Below are 18,308 nucleotides of genomic sequence, written 5' to 3'. Positions count from 1 at the left end.
CTCTGCATGAACACACAGACCAAGGAGGAACCGCTCGACTTCGGGCCCGCGTGCCCCGCGGTGGCCGGGCTGCTGGGCGCGATCACCGATGACCAGCTCAAGAACCCGGCGCCATGTCCCGAGTACGCGGTGCGGGAAATGCTCGCGCACCTGCTCGGGCTGACGGCGGCGTTCCGCGACGCGGCGAAGAAGCGGCTGGGGCCGACGACGGATACGGCGCCCACTGCGGCCCGTCCCGTGCCGCGCGACGACTGGCGTGAGGCGTTGCCCCGGCAGCTCGACGAGCTGGCCGAGGGCCTGGCGGGTCCCCGAGGCGTGGGACGGCGACACGCGGGTCGGCGGCGTGGACCTGCCGGGTGCGGTGGCGGGGCTCTTCGGCCTCAATGAGGTGCAGATCCACGGCTGGGACCTGGCGCGGAGCACTGGCCAGGCGTACCACCTGGCCGAGAGGGGGCTCCAGGCGTCGTACGCGCTGCCGGCCCCGGCCGGGGCCGGGGCCGCCGACGGTTCGAGGCCGACGGGGGACGGCTTGTTCGGGCCCCCGGTCGACATCCCGCAGGGTGCCCCGCTGCTGGACCGGGTGGTAGGGCTCAGCGGCCGCCGCCCCGACTGGACCCCCGGGTACTGGCCGGGCCGAGCGCGGCCACGGCGATGGGCGCCGCGCCCCTCGGGTCGGCTGTCCTGTCGACGAACTCGAAGGAGTTGGCCGGTACGGACTCGTCAACGCCCGCGGCATGTCCGGCACGTGGGGCGCGCTCCCGTAGTCTCGGGATCCGGCCACCACATCGCACGGCCACGGCAACGCTGCCCCCCCGTCACAGCAGGGTGAGTTGGGTCCCGCCGGGCTCCTGGAGCGGCGGCGCCGCGGGTGCGGTGCGGATTCGGCGGGCTGTGCCGCTGCCGGCGGGGCCGATGCCGAACTCGTCGGCCAGTTCGTGTACTTGGCGGGTGATGCGGCGCTGGTACCACTTCGGGGCGTACGACCCGTCCGCGTACAGCCGTTCGTACCGGGCCACCAGATGCGGGTGGTGCCGCGCCAGCCACGCCATGAACCACTCGCGCGCGCCCGGCCGCAGATGCAGCACGAGCGGGGTCACGGAGGCGGCGCCGGCCGTGGCGATCGCCCGGACCGTCTCCCTGAGCTGTTCGGGGCTGTCGCCGAGGAAGGGGATGACCGGGGCCATCAGCACCCCGCAGCCGATGCCCTGGCCGGTCAGGGTCCGTACGACGTCGAGACGGCGCTCGGGGGAGGGGGTGCCGGGCTCGACCGTGCGCCACAGCTCCTGGTCGAGGAAGCCGACCGAGACCGAGATGCCGACGTCGGTGACGGCGGCCGCCTCGCGCAGCAGATCGAGATCGCGGAGGATCAGCGTCCCCTTGGTGAGGATGGAGAACGGGTTGGCGTGGTCGCGCAGCGCCGCGATGATCCCCGGCATCAGCCGGTAGCGGCCTTCGGCCCGCTGGTAGCAGTCGACGTTCGTGCCCATCGCGATGTGCGCCCCCTGCCACTGGCGGGAGGCCAGTTGGCGGCGTACCAGCTCCGGCGCGTTGACCTTCACGACGATCTGTGAGTCGAAGCCCAGACCGGTGTCCAGGTCCAGGTAGCTGTGGGTCTTGCGGGCGAAGCAGTAGACACAGGCGTGGGTGCAGCCCCGGTACGGGTTGACCGTCCATTCGAACGGCATACGGGACGCGCCCGGCACCCGGTTCACGATCGAACGGGCCCGGATCTCGTGGAACGTGATGCCTCGGAACTCCGGGGTGTCGAAGGTGCGCGTCGTCACCGCGGCCGTGCCGAAGAGCGCGATCTCCCCGGGCGGCGGCCCCGGTGTGCCGGTCGGTCCGGGGGATCCGCCCGCTCCGGGTGTTCCGGGTGTTCCGGTCTCCGGGATGTCGGGTGGGCTTTCGGCCAGATTGTCCCAGCGCATGGGTGCCTCCTCGGTAGCACTGGCGACAGAATAGAACACTTGTTCCCTTGATCGCCGCGACCCCGGATTTGGGCCGGTGTGCCAGGGGGTGGTTGGCTGGCCGCACCCCACTGAAGAACCAAGTGCTGGAGGAAGAGCCCATGGCGCAGGTCGAGGCCACGACGGAGCGAATCATCGCGGCGGACCCGGAGACGGTGTTCGATGCTCTGGCCGACTACGAGAACACCCGCGCGAAGCTCCTCCCGGGGCAGTTCAGCGAGTACGAGGTCCGTGAGGGCGGCGACGGTGAGGGCACCCTCGTCCACTGGCGGCTCCAGGCCACCAGCAAGCGGGTGCGCGACTGCCTGCTGGAGGTGACCGAGCCCAGCGACGGCCGGCTCGTGGAGAAGGACCGCAACTCCTCGATGGTCACCACCTGGACCGTCACCCCGGCCGGCGAGGGCCGTTCGAAGGCCGTCGTCAGCACGGTCTGGGACGGCGCCGGCGGCATCGGCGGATTCTTCGAGCGGACCTTCGCGCCGAAGGGGCTCGGCCGCATCTACGACGAACTGCTGGCCAAGCTCGCCACGGAGACCGAGAAGGGCTGACCCTCTCTCACCGTTTCGAGTGGTTTTCCCCGCGGCGCGGTAGTGCGCCCCCGGCGCCCGGCGTCGCGGGAAAGCCCCTGATGAGCGCCTCGTTGCCACCTTTTCCTCTCAACTTCCCACCGTCACACTCCTCTTCGGGGGAGAGTCTTCCGCTTGCTCCTGCTCGGCGGCCAATGCGAAGAATGACGCCGCGCAGGTGCGACGAGGGGAGCAGTACGTGGGTGGGACCACTCTGATGCCGGAGGGCGGGCCGGCCGTCGAAGGCGACGGCGGAGCCGCCCATGGCGGGGACGGGCACGGCGACGCCGCCGGGCGGCGGCCCACCCCGCGGAGCGCCGGCCCGGACACCCCCGCGCCCCCCGCCCCGGGCGCCGCCCCCGCCGCCCCGCTCAGCCCCCGCCGGATCCGCCTGGTCTTCCTCGGTCTGATGCTCGCGCTGCTCCTGGCCTCGCTGGAGCAGATGATCGTGGCCACCGCGCTGCCGAAGATCGTCGGCGAACTCCAGGGCCTGGACCGGATGTCCTGGGCGATCACCGCGTATCTGCTCACCGCCACGATCGGCCTGCCCGTCTACGGAAAGCTCGGCGACCTCCTCGGCCGCAAGGGCGTCTTCCAGTTCGCGATCGTCGTCTTCGTCATCGGCTCCGCGCTGGCCGGCTGGTCCCGCACGATGGACCAGCTCATCGCCTTCCGCGCGCTCCAGGGCGTCGGCGCGGGCGGACTCATGATCGGCGTCCAGGCGATCATCGCGGACATCGTGCCCCCCCGGCAGCGCGCCCGGTACATGGGGCTCATCGGGGCGGCCTTCGGGCTCGCCTCCGTCGCGGGGCCGCTGCTCGGCGGCTTCTTCACCGACCACGCCTCCTGGCGCTGGTGCTTCTACTTCAACGTGCCCTTCGGGCTGGTCACCCTCGCCGTCGTCACCGTGGTCCTCAAGCTCCCCAAACCGGCCGCCCGCGCCCGGCTCGACGTCCTCGGGGCGCTGCTCCTCGCCGCCGCGTCCACCTGCCTGGTGCTGCTGACCAGCTGGGGCGGTACGGAGTACGCGTGGGGCTCCCGCGTCATCCTCGCGCTCGCCGCGGGCGCCGTCGTGACGTCGGTGCTCTTCCTGGTCGTCGAGCGCTTCGCCGCCGAACCGGTCATCCCGCCGCGCCTCTTCCGCGACTCCGTCTTCAACGTCACCGGACTGCTGGGCGCGATCGCCGGGGTGGCGCTGTTCGGCGCGGCCAGCTATCTGCCGACCTTCCTCCAGATGGTCGAGGGGGCCAGCGCCACCGAGTCCGGGCTGCTGATGCTGCCCATGATGGGCGGCATCGTCGTCTCCTCCGTCCTCGCGGGGCAACTCGTCAGCCGTACGGGGCGCTACAAGATCTACCCCGTGCTCGGCTCCGCGGTCGCCGCCGTCGGGATGTGGCTGCTGTCCCGGCTGGAGGCCGACACGTCCCTGGTGTTCTGCGCCGTGGCGCAGGCGGTCCTCGGGCTCGGGGTCGGCCTGGTGATGCCGGTGCTGGTGCTGGCCGTGCAGAACTCCGTACGCCCCGCCGACCTCGGCACCGCCACCAGCGCCAACAACTACTTCCGGCAGATCGGCGGCAGCGTCGGCGCCGCCGTCTTCGGCACGCTCTTCGCGGGCCGTCTCGCCGGGGCGCTGGCCGACCGGCTGCCCGCCGGGGCGGATCTGCCGAGCCCCGAGTCCATCACCCCGCAGACGGTCCACGCCCTGCCGCCCGCGCTGCGTGACGGCTATGTCCAGGCGTACGCGGACGCCATGCCGCGGATCTTCCTCTATCTCGTGCCGGTGCTCGCGCTCGGCCTGCTGACCGCCTTCTTCCTCAAGGAGAAACCGCTGGTGTCCCAGAACGCCTCCGCCGCCGAGCCCACCGCCGCCGAGCCGGCCGCGGTCCCGCCGCCGCGCGCCGCCCAGCCCGCCGCCGGGGCGCCGCCGGTGCCGGGGGTGCCCGCAGGGTACGTCCCGGAGCCGTCCCTCGCGTACGCCCCGGCGGCGCCCGCGGCGTACGTCCCGGCGCCCGCCGCGTATGTCCCGGGCGTGGCCGTCTGCGGCACCGTCCAGCACCCGGACGGCTCCACCGTGCCCCGCGCCGCCCTCACCCTCATCGACGTCCAGGGACAGCAGATCGGGCGCGGCGCGAGCGGCCAGGACGGGCGGTACGCGCTGAGCGTGCCCGGGGCCGGCTCGTATGTGATGATCGCGGCGGCCGGCGGCCACCAGCCGCAGGCCGTCACGGTGACCGTCGGTGAACGCCCCGTCGAACTGGACGTGGTCCTCGGCGGCGCGGGCCGGCTGGCGGGCGCCGTGGTGACCGCCGACGGCACCCCCGTACGGGACGCCGCCGTGACCCTCACCGACGTCCGCGGCGACGTCGTGGCGACCACCCGCAGCGGACGCGAGGGCGGTTACGTGATCTCGGAGCTGGTGGCGGGCGAGTACACGCTGGCCGCGAGCGCCCCCGCCTTCCGGCCCGCCGCGCTCCCGGTCACCGTGCAGGCGTCGCGGGAGACCCGGCAGGACATCGAGCTGGCCGGCGGGGCGGTGCTGCGCGGCACGGTGCGGGCCGGGGGCGGGCGGCCCGTCGAGGACGCCAGGGTCACCCTGCTCGACGCGGCGGGCAACGTGGTGGACACCCTGACCACCGGCGCCGACGGCACGTTCCGTTTCGTCGATCTCTCCTCCGGCGAGTACACGGTCATCGCGGCGGGCTATCCTCCGGTGGCCACCGTGCTCCGGATGGCGGGCGGCGGACGTACCGAACGCGATCTGCAATTGGGCCACGAGGACTGACCGGAATTCAGTGAACTCCGGTGGACAAGGGGTTGTGCGCGGGCGCACTACCGATTAGTTCATTGCCCGGCGCAACCTGTGCCGAAGTGCGTACCGTGGAGGCGGAGCCGCGGATCCCGGCGGCAGGGAAGGAGCCTCCCACCCATGGACAGGGGTATTCCGCCGGGGCCGCCCGAGCAATTCGCGGCAGCCGGCCGGATTCCGCTCGCCGTGGTCGTCGTGGACGGCGACGGACTGGTGTCGCACTGGTCGAGCGGGGCCCGGCGGTTGTTCGGGCCCACGCGGGACGAGGCGGTGGGCCAGCCGGCGGCGGATCTGATGCCGGTGGCCGGCGCCCTCGCCCAGGACGAGCCGAGCGTCGCCCACGGAGGCGACGAGGGCCCGTACGGCCGGCCAGGACAGGACGTTCCACCCGGCCAGGACACGCCGTCCGGGCCGGGGCACGACATCCGGTACGGCCGCGACGAACTGGGCCCGGAACTGCACACCCGCGGCTCCTACGCGACCGCCGGGTGCGCCAAGCTCTCCGAGCCGGGGCGCGGCAGGCTCGACGTGCTCTGGTGGGCCTATCCGCTGGTCGGTCCGGGCCCCGGACGCCATCTCGTACTCGCCGCCGACGCCGCGCAGTTCCGGACCGCGGACGGCGGGGCGACCGGCGACCCGCACGGCGGCGCGCTGCGCATCACCCCGGCCTTCGCCCTGCACACGGAGTTCCCCGACGCCGACCGGCTGGCGCGGCGGCTGCCGGACATCCTGCCCAACATGGGGCCCGCCGCGGCCGGCCGCATCGTCTCCCAGGTCCTCGAACTCGGCTATCCCGTACTGGAGTTCAGTCACCAGGACCGGGTCCCGGTCACCCCCGACTGGGGCGTGCCGAAACGGGTGGCGGGACGCCCGGAGAGCCCATTGCCGGAGGACGAGTCGGCACCGTACCGGCGGCGGGTGGCGCCCCGGCCCGAACTCGACCTGGAGTACGCGGAGGTGCGTGAGCGCCTCGAATTCCTGAACGAGGTCAGCGGCCGGATCGGCAGCTCCCTCGATCTGGCCCGCACCATCCGCGAGGTCACCAGCGCCGCGGTGCCCCGCTTCACCGACTTCGCCGGCACCCATCTGCGCGCCGCCGTGCTCGCCGGCGAGGGGTTCCCGGACGGGCCGCCCGACGTCACGACCATCTGGCACCGGGTCTGGGTCGAACACAACGACGAGCCGGGCCGCTGGGACGACACGGTCCCGGTCGGCGAGGCCATCGCCTTCCCCGAACACACCCCGTTCTTCCAGTGCATGGTCACCGGTGAGCCCGTGCTCATCACCCGGATCAGCGAGGAGCAGGGCAACCGGATCTCCGGCGAGTTCGAGAAGCGCGATCTGCGGCCCCTCATCAACTACCGCTCCATGCTGCTCGTCCCGCTCAAGGCGCGTGACGTGGTGCTCGGCTTCATGGTGCTGATGCGGCGGCCCGAGCGCGAGCCGTTCGACGCCATGGACCGGACGACCGGGGCCGAACTCGCCGCCCGCGCCGGGCTCGTCCTCGACAACGCCCGCATGTACACGTACCAGGAGAACGTCGCCGAGACGCTTCAGGACAGCATGCTGCCGCAGGTCCCGCCGCGCATGGCGGGGTGCGACATCGCCACCCGCTATCTGCCCGGCACCCGGCTCGGCCGGATCGGCGGCGACTGGTTCGACGCCGTCAAGCTGCCCGGGTCGCGTACCGCGCTGGTCGTCGGGGACGTGATGGGGCACGGCCTCAACTCGGCAGCGATGATGGGCCAGTTACGCACCGCCGTCCAGACGATGGCCACCATGGAGATGCCGCCCGCCCAACTGCTCCGCAATCTGGACGACCTGGCGCAGCGGCTCGGCGAACAGTACCTGGCGACCTGCCTGTACGCGGTGTACGACCCGATCCGCTCCGAGGTCCAGATCGCCAACGCCGGCCACATCCCACCGGTGCTCGTCCGCGCCGAGGACGGCAGCGGCGAAGTCCTCGACGTGCCGACCGGCGCCCCCATCGGCGTCGGCGGCGTGGCCTTCGAGACCGCGACCGTACGGATCCGCCCCGGCGACCGGCTGGTGCTCTGCACCGACGGGCTGGTCGAGGTGCGCGGCGCGGACATCGGGGACGGTCTCGCGGCGCTCTGCGCCTCCGCCGCCCACCCCGCCGCCTCGATGAACGACGCGTGCGACACGATCATCCGCGCCCTCAACACCCGCGACGGGCGCAAGGACGACGTGGCGCTGCTGATGGCCCGGCTCAACGGCATCCTGGCCGACGACGTGGCGGAGTACGAACTCGCCCTGGACCCGCGCGAGGTGGGGCGCGCCCGACGGCTGGTACGCGACCGGCTCCTCGGCTGGGAGCTGTCCGGCACGGTGGTGGACACGGCCGAACTGATGGTCAGCGAGCTGGTCACCAACGCCGTGAACCACGCCCGCTCGCACCGGGTCGTGCTGCGGCTGGTCCGTACGGACGCCCTGCTCTGCGAGGTCCTCGACGACGAACCCGCTCCCGCCACCCTGCTCAGCGCGGGCCGTTCCGACGAGTACGGCCGCGGACTGCGGGTGGTGAGCGCGCTCGCCCGCGAGTGGGGCAGCAGCAGTTCGGCACACGGCAAGACGGTCTGGTTCGAACAGGCGCTGCCGCGGGCGCCACGCGTCCGTGCGAAGAGCGGGTGAAGGAACCACCCGGCCCTCTTGCCCCACGCTCCCCAGGGACGGTACTCCTCGGTGCGACAACTCGCACCTGGTGAGCCGGACATGGGGAGGACCGACATGGATGTGTCGTCGCGCTACCGTGAATCCTGGGAAGGGTACTGGCGGGAGACCTCCGACGCGCCGGGCGAGGCGATCTGGGACTGCGACCCGTCGCTCGGCTCCGTCCCGCACAGCGAACTGCTGGTGCCGCACGCCGACACCTCACTGCCCGTGGTCGACCTCGGCTGCGGCAACGGCACGCAGACGCGCTACCTCGCGACCCGTTTCGCCCGCGCGATCGGGGTGGATCTCTCGCACGCGGCGATCGAACACGCACGCCGCGCCGACACCACGGGGACGGCCGAGTTCGAACAGCTCAACCTGGTCGACCACGACGCCGTACGCGCGCTGCGCGAGCGCACCGGTGACACCAATGTCTATATGCGCGCCGTCATACACCAGAGCGAACCGCAGGACCGGCCCGCGGTCGCGGCGGCCGTCGCGGAGCTGGTCGGCACGCGCGGCCGGGCCTTCGTCGCCGAGCTGACCCCCGCCTCCAAGGCGGTGCTCCAGGGGGCGGTGGAGAGCCCCGGCGGCCCGCCGGAGAAGCTGCGGCGGGTCTTCGAGCACGGGCTCAGGCCCGCGAGCGTGACCGACGAGGAGGTGCCGGACCTGCTGCGCGGGGCCGGCTTGGAGATCCTCGCCAGCGGGGACACCGCGCTCCCGCAGACGGAGCACCTGCCCGACGGCACCCGGATCGACCTCCCGGCGAGATGGTTCGTGCTCGCCGGTCAGTGACCCGGGACGGCCGTACGGGGCGACTGTACGGCGTGGGGCCGGGCGCACGGCGCGGCACCGCCCCGTACGGGTCACCCGTCGCCCGCACCCACTCCCGCCCCCGCCCTCGCCCCGACCGTCGGACGGCGGCGCGGGTGGGGAATGGGCAGCGGAAAGCCGCCGGGGCGCCGGGGCGTCAGGGTCTGGAGGCTGATGACCGCCTCCAGGCCGCCGCCCGGCGCGGGCAGGAGCTGCGCCTCGCCGCCGCTGGCCAGGGTGAGGCGCTGGACGAGGGAGAGTCCGAGACCGGTGCCGCCCTTCGGCGCGTCGGGCGCGCGCCAGAACCGGTCGAAGGCCCGGCGCCGCTGCTCCGGGGTCATCCCGGGCCCCTGGTCGGCGACGTGGAGTTCGGCGCCGACGCCGCCGAACCGCCGGAACACCGTCACCGCGCTTCCCACGGGCGCGACCCGCAGGGAGTTGGAGAGCAGGTTGTCCAGGATCTGTTCGACGGCCCCGGGCACAGCCAGCGCATGGCCGATCGGATCGCCGAGCAGCAGCAGCCGGACCCCGTGCCGCTCGTACAGCGCGCTCCAGGCATGGACGCGCTCACTCGCCGCCACGTCCAGATCGATCGCCTCGGGGGTGAGCGCGGTCTCCTCCATCCGGGCGAGGGAGAGCAGCCCCTCGACCATCCTGGCCAGCCGCTCGGTCTCCGTCATCGCCGCGTCGAGGTTGGACCGCAGATGCGGCGGCACATCGGGTTCCAGATTGTCCAGGCGCAGCCGCAGCGCCGCGAGCGGCGTCTTCAGCTGGTGGGACGCCTCGCCCGCGAACGCGCTCTGCGAGGCGAGCAGATGCTCCAGCAGCGCGGCCGTACGGTTGAACGTGGCCGCCAGCACCCGCACTTCGGGCGGGCCCGTGGTGACGGACGCCGGGGTGGTCAGGCTGCCGCCCGCCAGGGTGCGCGCGGCGCGCTCCAGTTCACGGATGGGCCCGCCGATCCACCGGGCCAGCGCGAACGCCACCGTACCGACGGCGATCAGCACCCCGGCCCCGCCGAGCGCCAGCCCCAGCCACACCCGGTGGACGTCGCGCGCGACGGCGTCGGTGGGCACGATGAGGCGCACGGCGCCCTGGAGCGTCGCGCCGTGCCGGACCGGGACGGCCACCGAGAGCCAGTTGACGCCGCCGATCGAGGAGGTGCGCACATCGGCGCCGTTGCCGCCGCGCAGCGCCGCGGAGATCTCGGGGCGCTCGGCGAGGCCCGCCTGCTCCCGCGCGTCGAGCCGGTGCGAGGTGGCGAGCGGGGCGCCCGCCGGGTCCACGACCAGGACCCGGCCGCCCATGCGCTCGGCACAGGCCACGACCCGCGCCGCGAGATCCTCCGGGCTTCCGTAGGCGAGGGAGAGCGAGGCGAAGTCGGCGATCGACTCCGCCTCCTCGTGGGCGGCGTTGGTGGCGCGTTCGCGCTCCGCGCGGCTGTAGACGTAGCCGAGCGGGATCTCCAGACAGATCAGGACAAGAGCGGCGAGGGTCAGATAGCTGACCAGTAGTCTGCGCGTCATCAGAACCGTGACCCCGGGTGGTCGAAGGCGTGCTCGGCACCGGCCGGGCCCTGGTGTTCCTGGTGCGGTTCGCTCCGCACGGCGAGCCGCAACCCTACCCCGCGCAGCGTCTGGATCCAGGCCGGATTCCCCAGCTTCCGCCGCAGCGTGGCGACATGGACGTCCAGGGTCTTGGTGGGCCCGTGGAAGTTCGGGTCCCAGACCCGGTCGAGGATCTGCTGGCGGGAGTAGACCGCGCCGGGATCCTCGGTCAGCAGGGCCAGCAGATCGAACTCCTTGGGGGTGAGGATCACCGCCCGCTCACCGACCCAGACCTGCCGGGTGCGCCGGTCGACGATCAGCGCGCCCGTGGCGGACGGCGGGGGCACGGACCCGGCCTCGGGCGGTTCATGGAGGGGGTCCGCCGCGGGACCACCCGCCGGTCCGTAGCCCGGCGGCGTCTCGTAGCCCGGCGGCGCCTCGTAGGCCGGCGCCGGCTCGCGGACCCGCGGGGGTGCGGGCGCCCGTTCCGGCGGGGCGGGCCGGCGCGGCGCGGCGGGCGGGACCGGCGGCGCGGCCGGAGCGGCCGCCGCCGCGTGGGCCGGAGGGGCCGCGGCGGCCGGGGGAGCGGAAGGAGCCGGGGGAGCGGAAGGAGCCGGGGGAGCGGTCGGCATCGGGTACGGGAACGCCCCGCGCCCGTGGGTCACCTCCACCCCGATGGGCGCGGGGATCCCGCCGAAGGCGCCCGTGGCGCCGTTCGGCCCCATGGGCGCGGTGCCCGCCGGGGCCGGACCGGCCCAGGCCGCGGTCCGGCGGGTGACGGCCCGGATGCGGGCGATCAACTCCCGTACGCTGAACGGCTTCGCGAGGTAGTCGTCGGCGCCCAGCTCCAGGCCGAGCACCCGGTCGGCCTCCGTGCCGCGGGCGGTGAGCATGATGATCGGCACGTCCGAGACCTGCCGGATGCCCCGGCAGACGTCGATGCCGTCCATGTCCGGCAGCCCGAGATCGAGCAGGACGATGTCGCCGTACGGGCCGCGCAGTCCGTCCGCGCCCGTGGTCACATGACCCACCGTCAGGCCGTACCGGCCCAGACCCTCGACCAGGGGCTCGGCGATCGTCTCGTCGTCCTCGATGAGCAGGGCCCTCAGGGTCATGTATTTCCGTCTCTCCGTGAATTCGGCCGACGCGAGTTCTCCCCCGTATTCGCGCCGGGGCGAACACCGTACGATAAACGAATGCGGCGAACACCGTTTTCGCAGGAGTGGGAGGCAGGTCACAGAGTCCGGCCGAATGATGGTATTGCCTTAGTGTTCCTCTAACCTTCGCCTTGGGTAGCGCTCTCTACGGTGTTGAACCAGGTCCTGGCCCGCAACCACCCGCCGGCCACCACCACCCCCTGGGGAGGCACCATGAAGGCTCTGCTCGAACGCGCCCGCTCGTTCCGGCGCCGTGTCGATTTCGAAAGCGACACATATCGGAAACTGGCCGACGGGCAATTTCCACAGGCACTCTTCGTCGCCTGTTCCGATTCCCGTGTCATCCCCGCATTGATCACGGGTGCCCGGCCCGGCGACGTCTTCGAAATACGCAATGCGGGCAACATCGTCCCGCCGCACCAGCCGCACCAGCCCCACCTCGTCTCCGGCGAGGCCGCGACCGTCGAGTACGCGCTGGAGGTGCTCGACGTACGGGACATCGTCGTCTGCGGGCACTCGCACTGCGGTGCGATGGGCGCGCTCGCCTCCGGCAAGGACCTCTCCGGCCTGCCCGGTGTGGGGGCCTGGCTGGAGAACGCCAGGCCGGGGCTGGCCTCCGTACTGGACCGCGCGCCCGTGGCCGGCGCCGCTCCCGCCGAACCGGGCGACGCGCTCGTCACGGAGCTGGCGCAGCTCAACGTACGGGTCCAACTGGCCGCGCTGCGCGAGTATCCGGCGGCCCGGCGGCGGCTGGCCGAGGGCCGGCTGCGGCTGCACGGCTGGTACTACGAGGTCCACACCGGCGAGGTGTGGGAGCTGAACGAGGACGACGACAGCTTCCGGGTGCACCCGTGCTGAGCCCGGGGCAGGGATACGGCGGCGGCCCCGTCCAGCCGGGTCCGCCGGGCCCGGGCCGCCACCGCGGCCGGCACGCGGGCCGCGGGCCGGGCCGTGCGGACAGTTCAGAACCGGCTCCGGAACCCGGGTACGGCGCGGCGCGGCCGGATCCGTTCGACGCCTTCGGAGCGGACCCGTACGCCGCCGACTTCGCCCCTACGGGAGCGCACCCCGCGGCGGATCCGTACATACCGGACCCGTTCGAGGCGACGGGGCAGTACTCCGCCGCGGATGCCTTCCCGAGGGACCCGTACGCGACCGACCCGTACGCGACCGACCCGCACGCGAGCGACGCGTACGCGGCGGACCCCTACGCGACCGACTCCTACGGGAGCGCGTCGGGGGCGTACGGGGCGCCGCCGTCCGCGCCGCCGAGGCCGCCGGGCCCGCCGCGGTCCGCCGGGAAGGCGAAGGCCTGGCCGGGCGGGAAGCCGCAGGCCGGGCCGGGCGGGCCGGGCGGGAAGAAGAAGACGGGCGCCGGGCAGAAAGTGGATCTCGCCACCGAGATCACCGCGTCCTTCGTCGTCTTCCTCGTCGCGCTGCCCCTGTGTATCGGTGTGGCCGTCGCCTCCAGCGCGCCCCCCGAACTCGGCATCATCTCCGGGGTCGTGGGCGGTCTGGTCGTCGGCATGGCGCGCGGCAGCACCCTCCAGGTGAGCGGCCCCGCCGCCGGGCTCGCCGCACTGGTCGCCGAGGCGGTGCTGGAACACGGACTCGCCACCCTCGGCGTGATCGTGCTGGCCTCCGGGGTGCTCCAGATCGGGCTCGGGCTGATCCGCCTCGGCCGGATGTTCCAGGCGATCTCCATCGCCGTGGTGCAGGGCATGCTCGCCGGGATCGGGCTGCCGCTGATGTTCAGTCAGGCGTACCCGATGGCCGACGCCAAGGCCATCGGCGTACCGATCGAGAACATGCTCGGCATCCCCGGGCTGATCGCGAGCACCCTGGCCGACCCGCAGAAGATGATCGCGGCCGCGCTCGGCATCGGCACCGTCGTCCTCAGCTTCCTCTGGAAGAAGATGCCGGCCCCGGTGAACAAGGTGCCCGCCGCGCTGGTCGCGGTGGCCGGCGGCATGGCGGTGGCCTCGCTGCCCGGGGTGAACATCAACACCCTCCAAGTCGGCAATCTGCTGGCGTCCGTCCAGGTCCCCGGGCCCTCACAGTTCGCGATGCTCGCCAACGGCGCCGTCCTGAGCACCGTGCTCACCTTCACCATCATCGCCTCGGCCGAGAGCCTGTTCACGGCCGCCGCCGTGGACCGGATGCACACCGGCGCACGCACGCGCTACAACTCCGAGCTGATCGCGCAGGGCGCGGGCAACACCATCTGCGGGCTCCTCGGCGCGCTGCCGATGACCGCCGTCGTCGCGCGCAGCTCCGCCAATGTGCAGGCGGGCGCCAAGACCCGGATCTCCCGCACCCTGCACGGCCTGTGGCTGCTCGCCTTCGCCGTGCTGCTGCCCGGGGTGCTCGCCCTCATCCCGATCTCCGTCCTCGCGGGCGTCCTGGTGCACAGCGGCTGGAAGCTGTTCGCGCCGGCGGAGTTCCCGAAGATGTGGCGCCAGGACCGGGGTGAGTTCGCCGTCATGACCCTCACCACGGTCGTGATCGTCGCCACCGCCCTCCTGGAAGGCGTCCTGGTGGGCCTCGCGGCGGGCATCGTGCTGGCCGCGCTGCGGATGTCGCAGACCTCGGTACGCACCGAGGTGGCCGACGACACGGCGAAGCTGGTCATGGCGGGCAACGCGACCTTCCTGCGGCTGCCGAAGCTGATCGACGCGCTGGAGGAGGTCGCCTCCGCCGGGATGCCCAGGATCCGGCTCGATCTGACCGCCGTCACCCACTGGGACCACGCCTGCCGCAACCAGATCGACGAGTTCGTGGCACAGCAGCGGGGCACCGGTGAGGTACGGGTGGAACTGCTGCGGCCCAACACCCCGGACGCACCCGCCCCGCCGCCCACCCCGGCGGCGGGACAGGAGCCCTGGGCGGACCAGGAGGCGACACCGGGACCGACGGCCCAGTGGTTCTACCTCGACCCGACGCCGGTCGAGGAGTACCGGCCCTCGGCACGGATGCGCTGACCCCCGCACGCCCGCCCCGGTCCGTACGGCGCCCCACGCGAGGGCACCGTACGGACCGGCGCGCGTTCCCGCGGGCTTCCCCGCCGTTACGGACCGGCGCGTGTCCCCGGCGCCCGTACCGTCAGCGGCAGGCCGCCACGTTGTCCGCGGTGCCCGGAGCGGCCGCCGCCCGTACCCGCGTGAAGTTCGCGAGGAACGCGTCGTACACCGAGCCCGTGGTGATGCGCACCATCGACTCGTCGTTGTCGCGCAGCGCGGGCCCGCTCCAGTTGTGGCTGCCGGTGAAGACCAGCCGCGTCACCGATCCGGCGTACTTCCCGTCGATCATCATGTTCTTGGAGTGCACGATCCGGTTGGGCGTGGCAGGGTCCGCGTCGTGGTCGTGCTGGTAGCAGCGGGTCGCAAGCCGGGTCTGCCCGTGCAGGGCGTTCCACGTCCCCGTGTCCGTCTCGCTGTAGACGAGATCGACCGTGCACCCTTCGGCGGCCTTGGCGCGCAGCTTGTCCGCGACGGCCTGCCGGGTGATCTTCAGCATGGCGGCCCGGATCACCGAACGGTGGCTGCCCGCGCTGTCCGTCCACACGCACTCGACGTTGTCGAGGGTGTTGACGACCGTGTCGGTCGACGCGGTCGTCCCGGCGCGCGGGAAGAAGTACACCTTGTAGTCACCCGCGTTGGCGTAGGTGTACGACCAGGCGGCCCGGTTCTGCCGGCCCAGCTTGACGAAGTAGTCGCCGTACGCCGTGTACAGGGCGGTGTTCCCGCCCACGACCACCGCGCTGTTCCAGAAGCGGGAGTAGTTCGACGGCGTCAGATTCGACGAGGTCTGCACGACGACCTGCTGGGCCGCGCCGCCGCCGACACTGCTGAACAGCAGGAACTTGTTGTGGTTGATGCCGCCGCTCCCGGTGGAGAGGCACGACCGGCCCGCCGCGCACAGCTTCACGTACGAGGTGCTCTCGATGTCCGTGCCCAGCGCCGCCTTGAGCGTGTTGTACGGGGCCGGATCGATGCCCGTGGTGCTGACGCTGGACTCGTCCAGCACCACCTGGACCCGCACCGCCCGGTCCTGGTGCGCCGTCACCAGATCCTGCGCGACCGTCCTGTCCCAGAGGTGGTACAGGGCCATGCGGATGGTGGAGCCCTCGTCGGCCGCCGCGATCAGCGCGCGGATCCGGTCCCTGATGGCGTTCTGCGCCGCCGCGTCCCCCGTCGGCTCATTGAAGACCGTGCCCATGGGCGGCGCGTCGGCGGCGGCGGCCACCGTGGCCGGTCCCGCCACCCCCACTCCGGCGGCGGCCAGGACCAGCGCCGCCCCCAGTGCGGCCAGCCGGCCACGCGTCCGTGCGAACACCCGGAATCTCATGGATCTCATGTCTCCCCCCTGAGACATTCCGGCACTCCGGTGATGGAGGTGCCGTTCGTCGCGGGACCTTACAGTCGTGCTGTTGAGTCGGTCTACACCCGCCCTGCCCCCAGGACCGGCGCGGTCGCGCGGCGCCGGGCGGAGAACGGAGCCCACCTGTGAAGATCCTCATCAGCGCCGACATGGAGGGTGCCACCGGGGTCACCTGGCCCGGCGACGTCCTGCCGGGGACTCCGCAGTGGGAGCGGTGCCGCCCCTTCTTCACCTCGGACGTGAACGCGGCGGTGCTCGGCTTTTTCGACGGCGGCGCCGACGAGGTCCTCATCAACGAGGCGCACTGGTCCATGCGGAATCTGCTGCTGGAGCGGCTGGACGAGCGCGCCGAAATGCTCACGGGGCGTCACAAGTCGCTCTCCATGGTCGAGGGCGCCCAGCGCGGCGACATCGACGGCATCGCCTTCGTCGGCTATCACACGGGTGCCGGTACGGAGGGGGTGCTGGCCCACACCTATCTGCCCAACACCCTCACCGGGGTCTGGCTGAACGGCGCCCGCGCCAGCGAGGGCCTGCTCAACGCGCACGTCGTCGCCGAGTACGGCGTCCCCGTCATCCTGATCACCGGAGACGACCTGACCTGTGAGGACGCCATCGGCTACGCGCCCGAGGCGCACAAGGTCGCCGTGAAGGACCATGTCTCGCGGTACGCGGCCGTCTGCCGCACCCCCGCCCGTACCGCCGCGGACATCCGCGCCGCCGCCCGGGAGGCGACGGCACTCGCGGTGCGCCACGCGCCGGTCGACGGCGGCCCGTTCACCGTGGAGCTGGAGTGCGACGCGGCCCATCTCTCGGCCGCCGCCACGGTCGTACCGGGCGTCGTGCCCAGCGGTGAACGGCGCGTCAAGTACACCAGCGGGACGATGTATGAGGCCATTCGCACGTTCAAAGCGGTCACGACGATCGTTTCGTCGGCCGTGGAGGAGCAGTATGGCTGACATGAACGCCAGCGACACCAGCGAGACCAGTGACAACAGCGAGATCCGTGACAACAGCGATCCCAGCGACAACAGCGACAACAGCGAGCACGGCGGCACGGCCGGCGGCTCCGGCGCCGCCCTTGACGCGGCAGCCCTCGACGAGGTGGTCACCTTCACCTCCGAGCTGATCCGGATCGACACCACCAACCGGGGCGGCGGGGACTGCCGGGAACGGCCGGCGGCCGAGTACGTCGCGGAGCGCCTCGCCGCGGCCGGACTCGAACCCGTCCTCCTGGAGCGCACCCCCGGGCGCACCAACGTCGTGGCGAGGATCGAGGGCACGGACCCGTCCGCCGAAGCCCTCCTCGTCCACGGCCACCTCGACGTCGTACCCGCCGAGCCCGCCGACTGGACCGTCCACCCCTTCTCCGGCGAGGTCCGTGACGGTGTGGTGTGGGGCCGGGGCGCCGTCGACATGAAGAACATGGACGCGATGGTCCTGGCCGTCGTCCGGGCCTGGGCACGGGGCGGGGTCCGCCCCCGCCGCGACATCGTCATCGCCTACACCGCCGACGAGGAGGCCAGCGCCGTGGACGGCTCGGGCTTTCTCGCCGACCACCACCCCGGCCTGTTCGAGGGGTGCACGGAGGGCATCAGCGAATCCGGGGCCTTCACCTTCCACGCGGGCCCCGGCATGGCGCTCTACCCGATCGGCGCCGGGGAACGCGGCACCGGCTGGCTCAAGCTGACCGCGCACGGCAGGGCCGGACACGGCTCCAAGGTGAACAGGGCCAACGCCGTCAGCCGGCTCGCCACCGCCGTCGCCCGGATCGGCGACCACCCGTGGCCGGTCAGGCTCACCCCGACCGTACGGGCGGCGCTCGCCGAGATCGCGGTGCTGCACGGCATAGAGACCGACGTGTACGCCGCCGACCTCGATGTGGACGGCCTGCTGGGGAAGCTCGGCCCGGCCGCCGCGCTGGTCGAGCCGACGGTGCGCAACAGCGCCAACCCGACCGTCCTGGAGGCCGGTTACAAGGTCAATGTGATCCCCGGGCAGGCCACGGCGTACATCGACGGACGGATGGTGCCCGGCGGCGAGGAGGAGTTCCGCGCCACCATGGACCTGCTGACGGGGCCCGACGTGGAGTGGGAGTTCCACCACCGGGAGGTCGCCCTCCAGGCCCCCGTCGACTCACCGACCTTCGCCAAGCTGCGCGCAGCCGTCGAACGCTTCGACCCGGCCGGGCACGTCGTGCCGTACTGCATGTCGGGCGGCACCGACGCGAAGCAGTTCTCCCGCCTCGGCATCACCGGCTATGGTTTCTCCCCGCTCCGGCTGCCCCCCGGCTTCGACTACCAGGCGCTCTTCCACGGCGTGGACGAACGGGTGCCGGTGTCGGCGCTGCACTTCGGTGTCCGGGTGCTCGACCATTATCTGAAGTCCGCCTGAGTCAA

At 72.6% G+C, this 18,308-nt stretch carries 12 protein-coding genes and 2 pseudogenes; 9 read left to right on the top strand and 5 right to left on the bottom strand.

From position 1 onward, the window contains the following. Positions 1–6 precede the first annotated feature (6 nt). Positions 7–622, top strand: a pseudogene (locus AB0P17_RS08990) (TIGR03086 family metal-binding protein); the annotation flags it as partial. A gap of 193 nt (positions 623–815) precedes the next feature. Here the strand turns inward: AB0P17_RS08990 and AB0P17_RS08985 are convergent. Continuing rightward, positions 816–1,928: an Rv2578c family radical SAM protein gene (locus AB0P17_RS08985; protein WP_365808969.1), complete on the bottom strand. Its 1,113-nt coding sequence runs from the start codon at positions 1,926–1,928 to the stop codon at positions 816–818. 140 nt (positions 1,929–2,068) lie between these two features. Between AB0P17_RS08985 and AB0P17_RS08980 the strand changes: the two genes are divergently transcribed. The 4 genes from AB0P17_RS08980 to AB0P17_RS08965 all read left to right on the top strand — a co-directional run bounded on the left by AB0P17_RS08980 (position 2,069) and on the right by AB0P17_RS08965 (position 8,807). Then, positions 2,069–2,515: an SRPBCC family protein gene (locus AB0P17_RS08980; RefSeq protein ID WP_365808968.1), complete on the top strand. Its 447-nt coding sequence runs from the start codon at positions 2,069–2,071 to the stop codon at positions 2,513–2,515. Positions 2,516–2,750: 235 nt separating this feature from the next. After that, on the top strand, positions 2,751–5,315 hold the full coding sequence (locus tag AB0P17_RS08975) for an MFS transporter (protein WP_365809138.1): 2,565 nt from the start codon (positions 2,751–2,753) through the stop codon (positions 5,313–5,315). Between the two features lie 144 nt (positions 5,316–5,459). After that, positions 5,460–7,991: a SpoIIE family protein phosphatase gene (locus AB0P17_RS08970; protein WP_365808966.1), complete on the top strand. Its 2,532-nt coding sequence runs from the start codon at positions 5,460–5,462 to the stop codon at positions 7,989–7,991. Positions 7,992–8,087: 96 nt separating this feature from the next. Further along, positions 8,088–8,807, top strand: coding sequence for a methyltransferase domain-containing protein (locus tag AB0P17_RS08965; protein WP_365808964.1), 720 nt, complete (start codon positions 8,088–8,090; stop codon positions 8,805–8,807). 71 nt (positions 8,808–8,878) lie between these two features. Here AB0P17_RS08965 and AB0P17_RS08960 read toward each other — a convergent pair whose 3' ends face one another. From AB0P17_RS08960 to AB0P17_RS08950, 3 genes and pseudogenes are all read right to left on the bottom strand, one after another. Continuing rightward, positions 8,879–10,351, bottom strand: coding sequence for a HAMP domain-containing sensor histidine kinase (locus tag AB0P17_RS08960; protein ID WP_365808962.1), 1,473 nt, complete (start codon positions 10,349–10,351; stop codon positions 8,879–8,881). Then, positions 10,351–11,004 (bottom strand): winged helix-turn-helix domain-containing protein, encoded by a 654-nt coding sequence (locus AB0P17_RS08955; protein ID WP_365809137.1) that lies wholly within the window; start codon positions 11,002–11,004, stop codon positions 10,351–10,353. The genes AB0P17_RS08960 and AB0P17_RS08955 overlap by 1 nt, the downstream gene beginning before the upstream one ends. Before the next feature lie 132 nt (positions 11,005–11,136). Further along, positions 11,137–11,487 (bottom strand): annotated as a pseudogene (locus tag AB0P17_RS08950) (response regulator); the annotation flags it as partial. Positions 11,488–11,742: 255 nt separating this feature from the next. Here AB0P17_RS08950 and AB0P17_RS08945 point away from each other — a divergent pair. Together AB0P17_RS08945 and AB0P17_RS08940 are read left to right on the top strand one after the other, a co-directional pair. Further along, positions 11,743–12,387, top strand: coding sequence for a carbonic anhydrase (locus AB0P17_RS08945; RefSeq protein ID WP_365809135.1), 645 nt, complete (start codon positions 11,743–11,745; stop codon positions 12,385–12,387). Between the two features lie 527 nt (positions 12,388–12,914). Continuing rightward, on the top strand, positions 12,915–14,510 hold the full coding sequence (locus AB0P17_RS08940; protein ID WP_365809133.1) for a SulP family inorganic anion transporter: 1,596 nt from the start codon (positions 12,915–12,917) through the stop codon (positions 14,508–14,510). Between the two features lie 121 nt (positions 14,511–14,631). Here the strand turns inward: AB0P17_RS08940 and AB0P17_RS08935 are convergent, their stop codons facing one another. Then, positions 14,632–15,885 (bottom strand): phospholipase D-like domain-containing protein, encoded by a 1,254-nt coding sequence (locus AB0P17_RS08935; protein ID WP_365808960.1) that lies wholly within the window; start codon positions 15,883–15,885, stop codon positions 14,632–14,634. A gap of 149 nt (positions 15,886–16,034) precedes the next feature. Here AB0P17_RS08935 and AB0P17_RS08930 point away from each other — a divergent pair, with 149 nt between their 5' ends. Both AB0P17_RS08930 and AB0P17_RS08925 read left to right on the top strand, forming a co-directional pair. Next, a complete protein-coding gene (locus AB0P17_RS08930; protein WP_365808958.1) occupies positions 16,035–16,868 on the top strand; it encodes a M55 family metallopeptidase in 834 nt (277 codons plus the stop codon). Then, on the top strand, positions 16,861–18,303 hold the full coding sequence (locus AB0P17_RS08925) for a M20/M25/M40 family metallo-hydrolase (protein ID WP_365808956.1): 1,443 nt from the start codon (positions 16,861–16,863) through the stop codon (positions 18,301–18,303). The genes AB0P17_RS08930 and AB0P17_RS08925 overlap by 8 nt, the downstream gene beginning before the upstream one ends. The last annotated feature ends 5 nt before the right edge of the window (positions 18,304–18,308 follow it).

The organism is Streptomyces sp. NPDC088124, assembly GCF_040685895.1.
Classification (GTDB): Bacteria; Actinomycetota; Actinomycetes; order Streptomycetales; family Streptomycetaceae; genus Streptomyces.
Note: the sequence above shows the minus strand (reverse complement) of the source record. Positions and strands in the feature narration are given on the sequence as shown.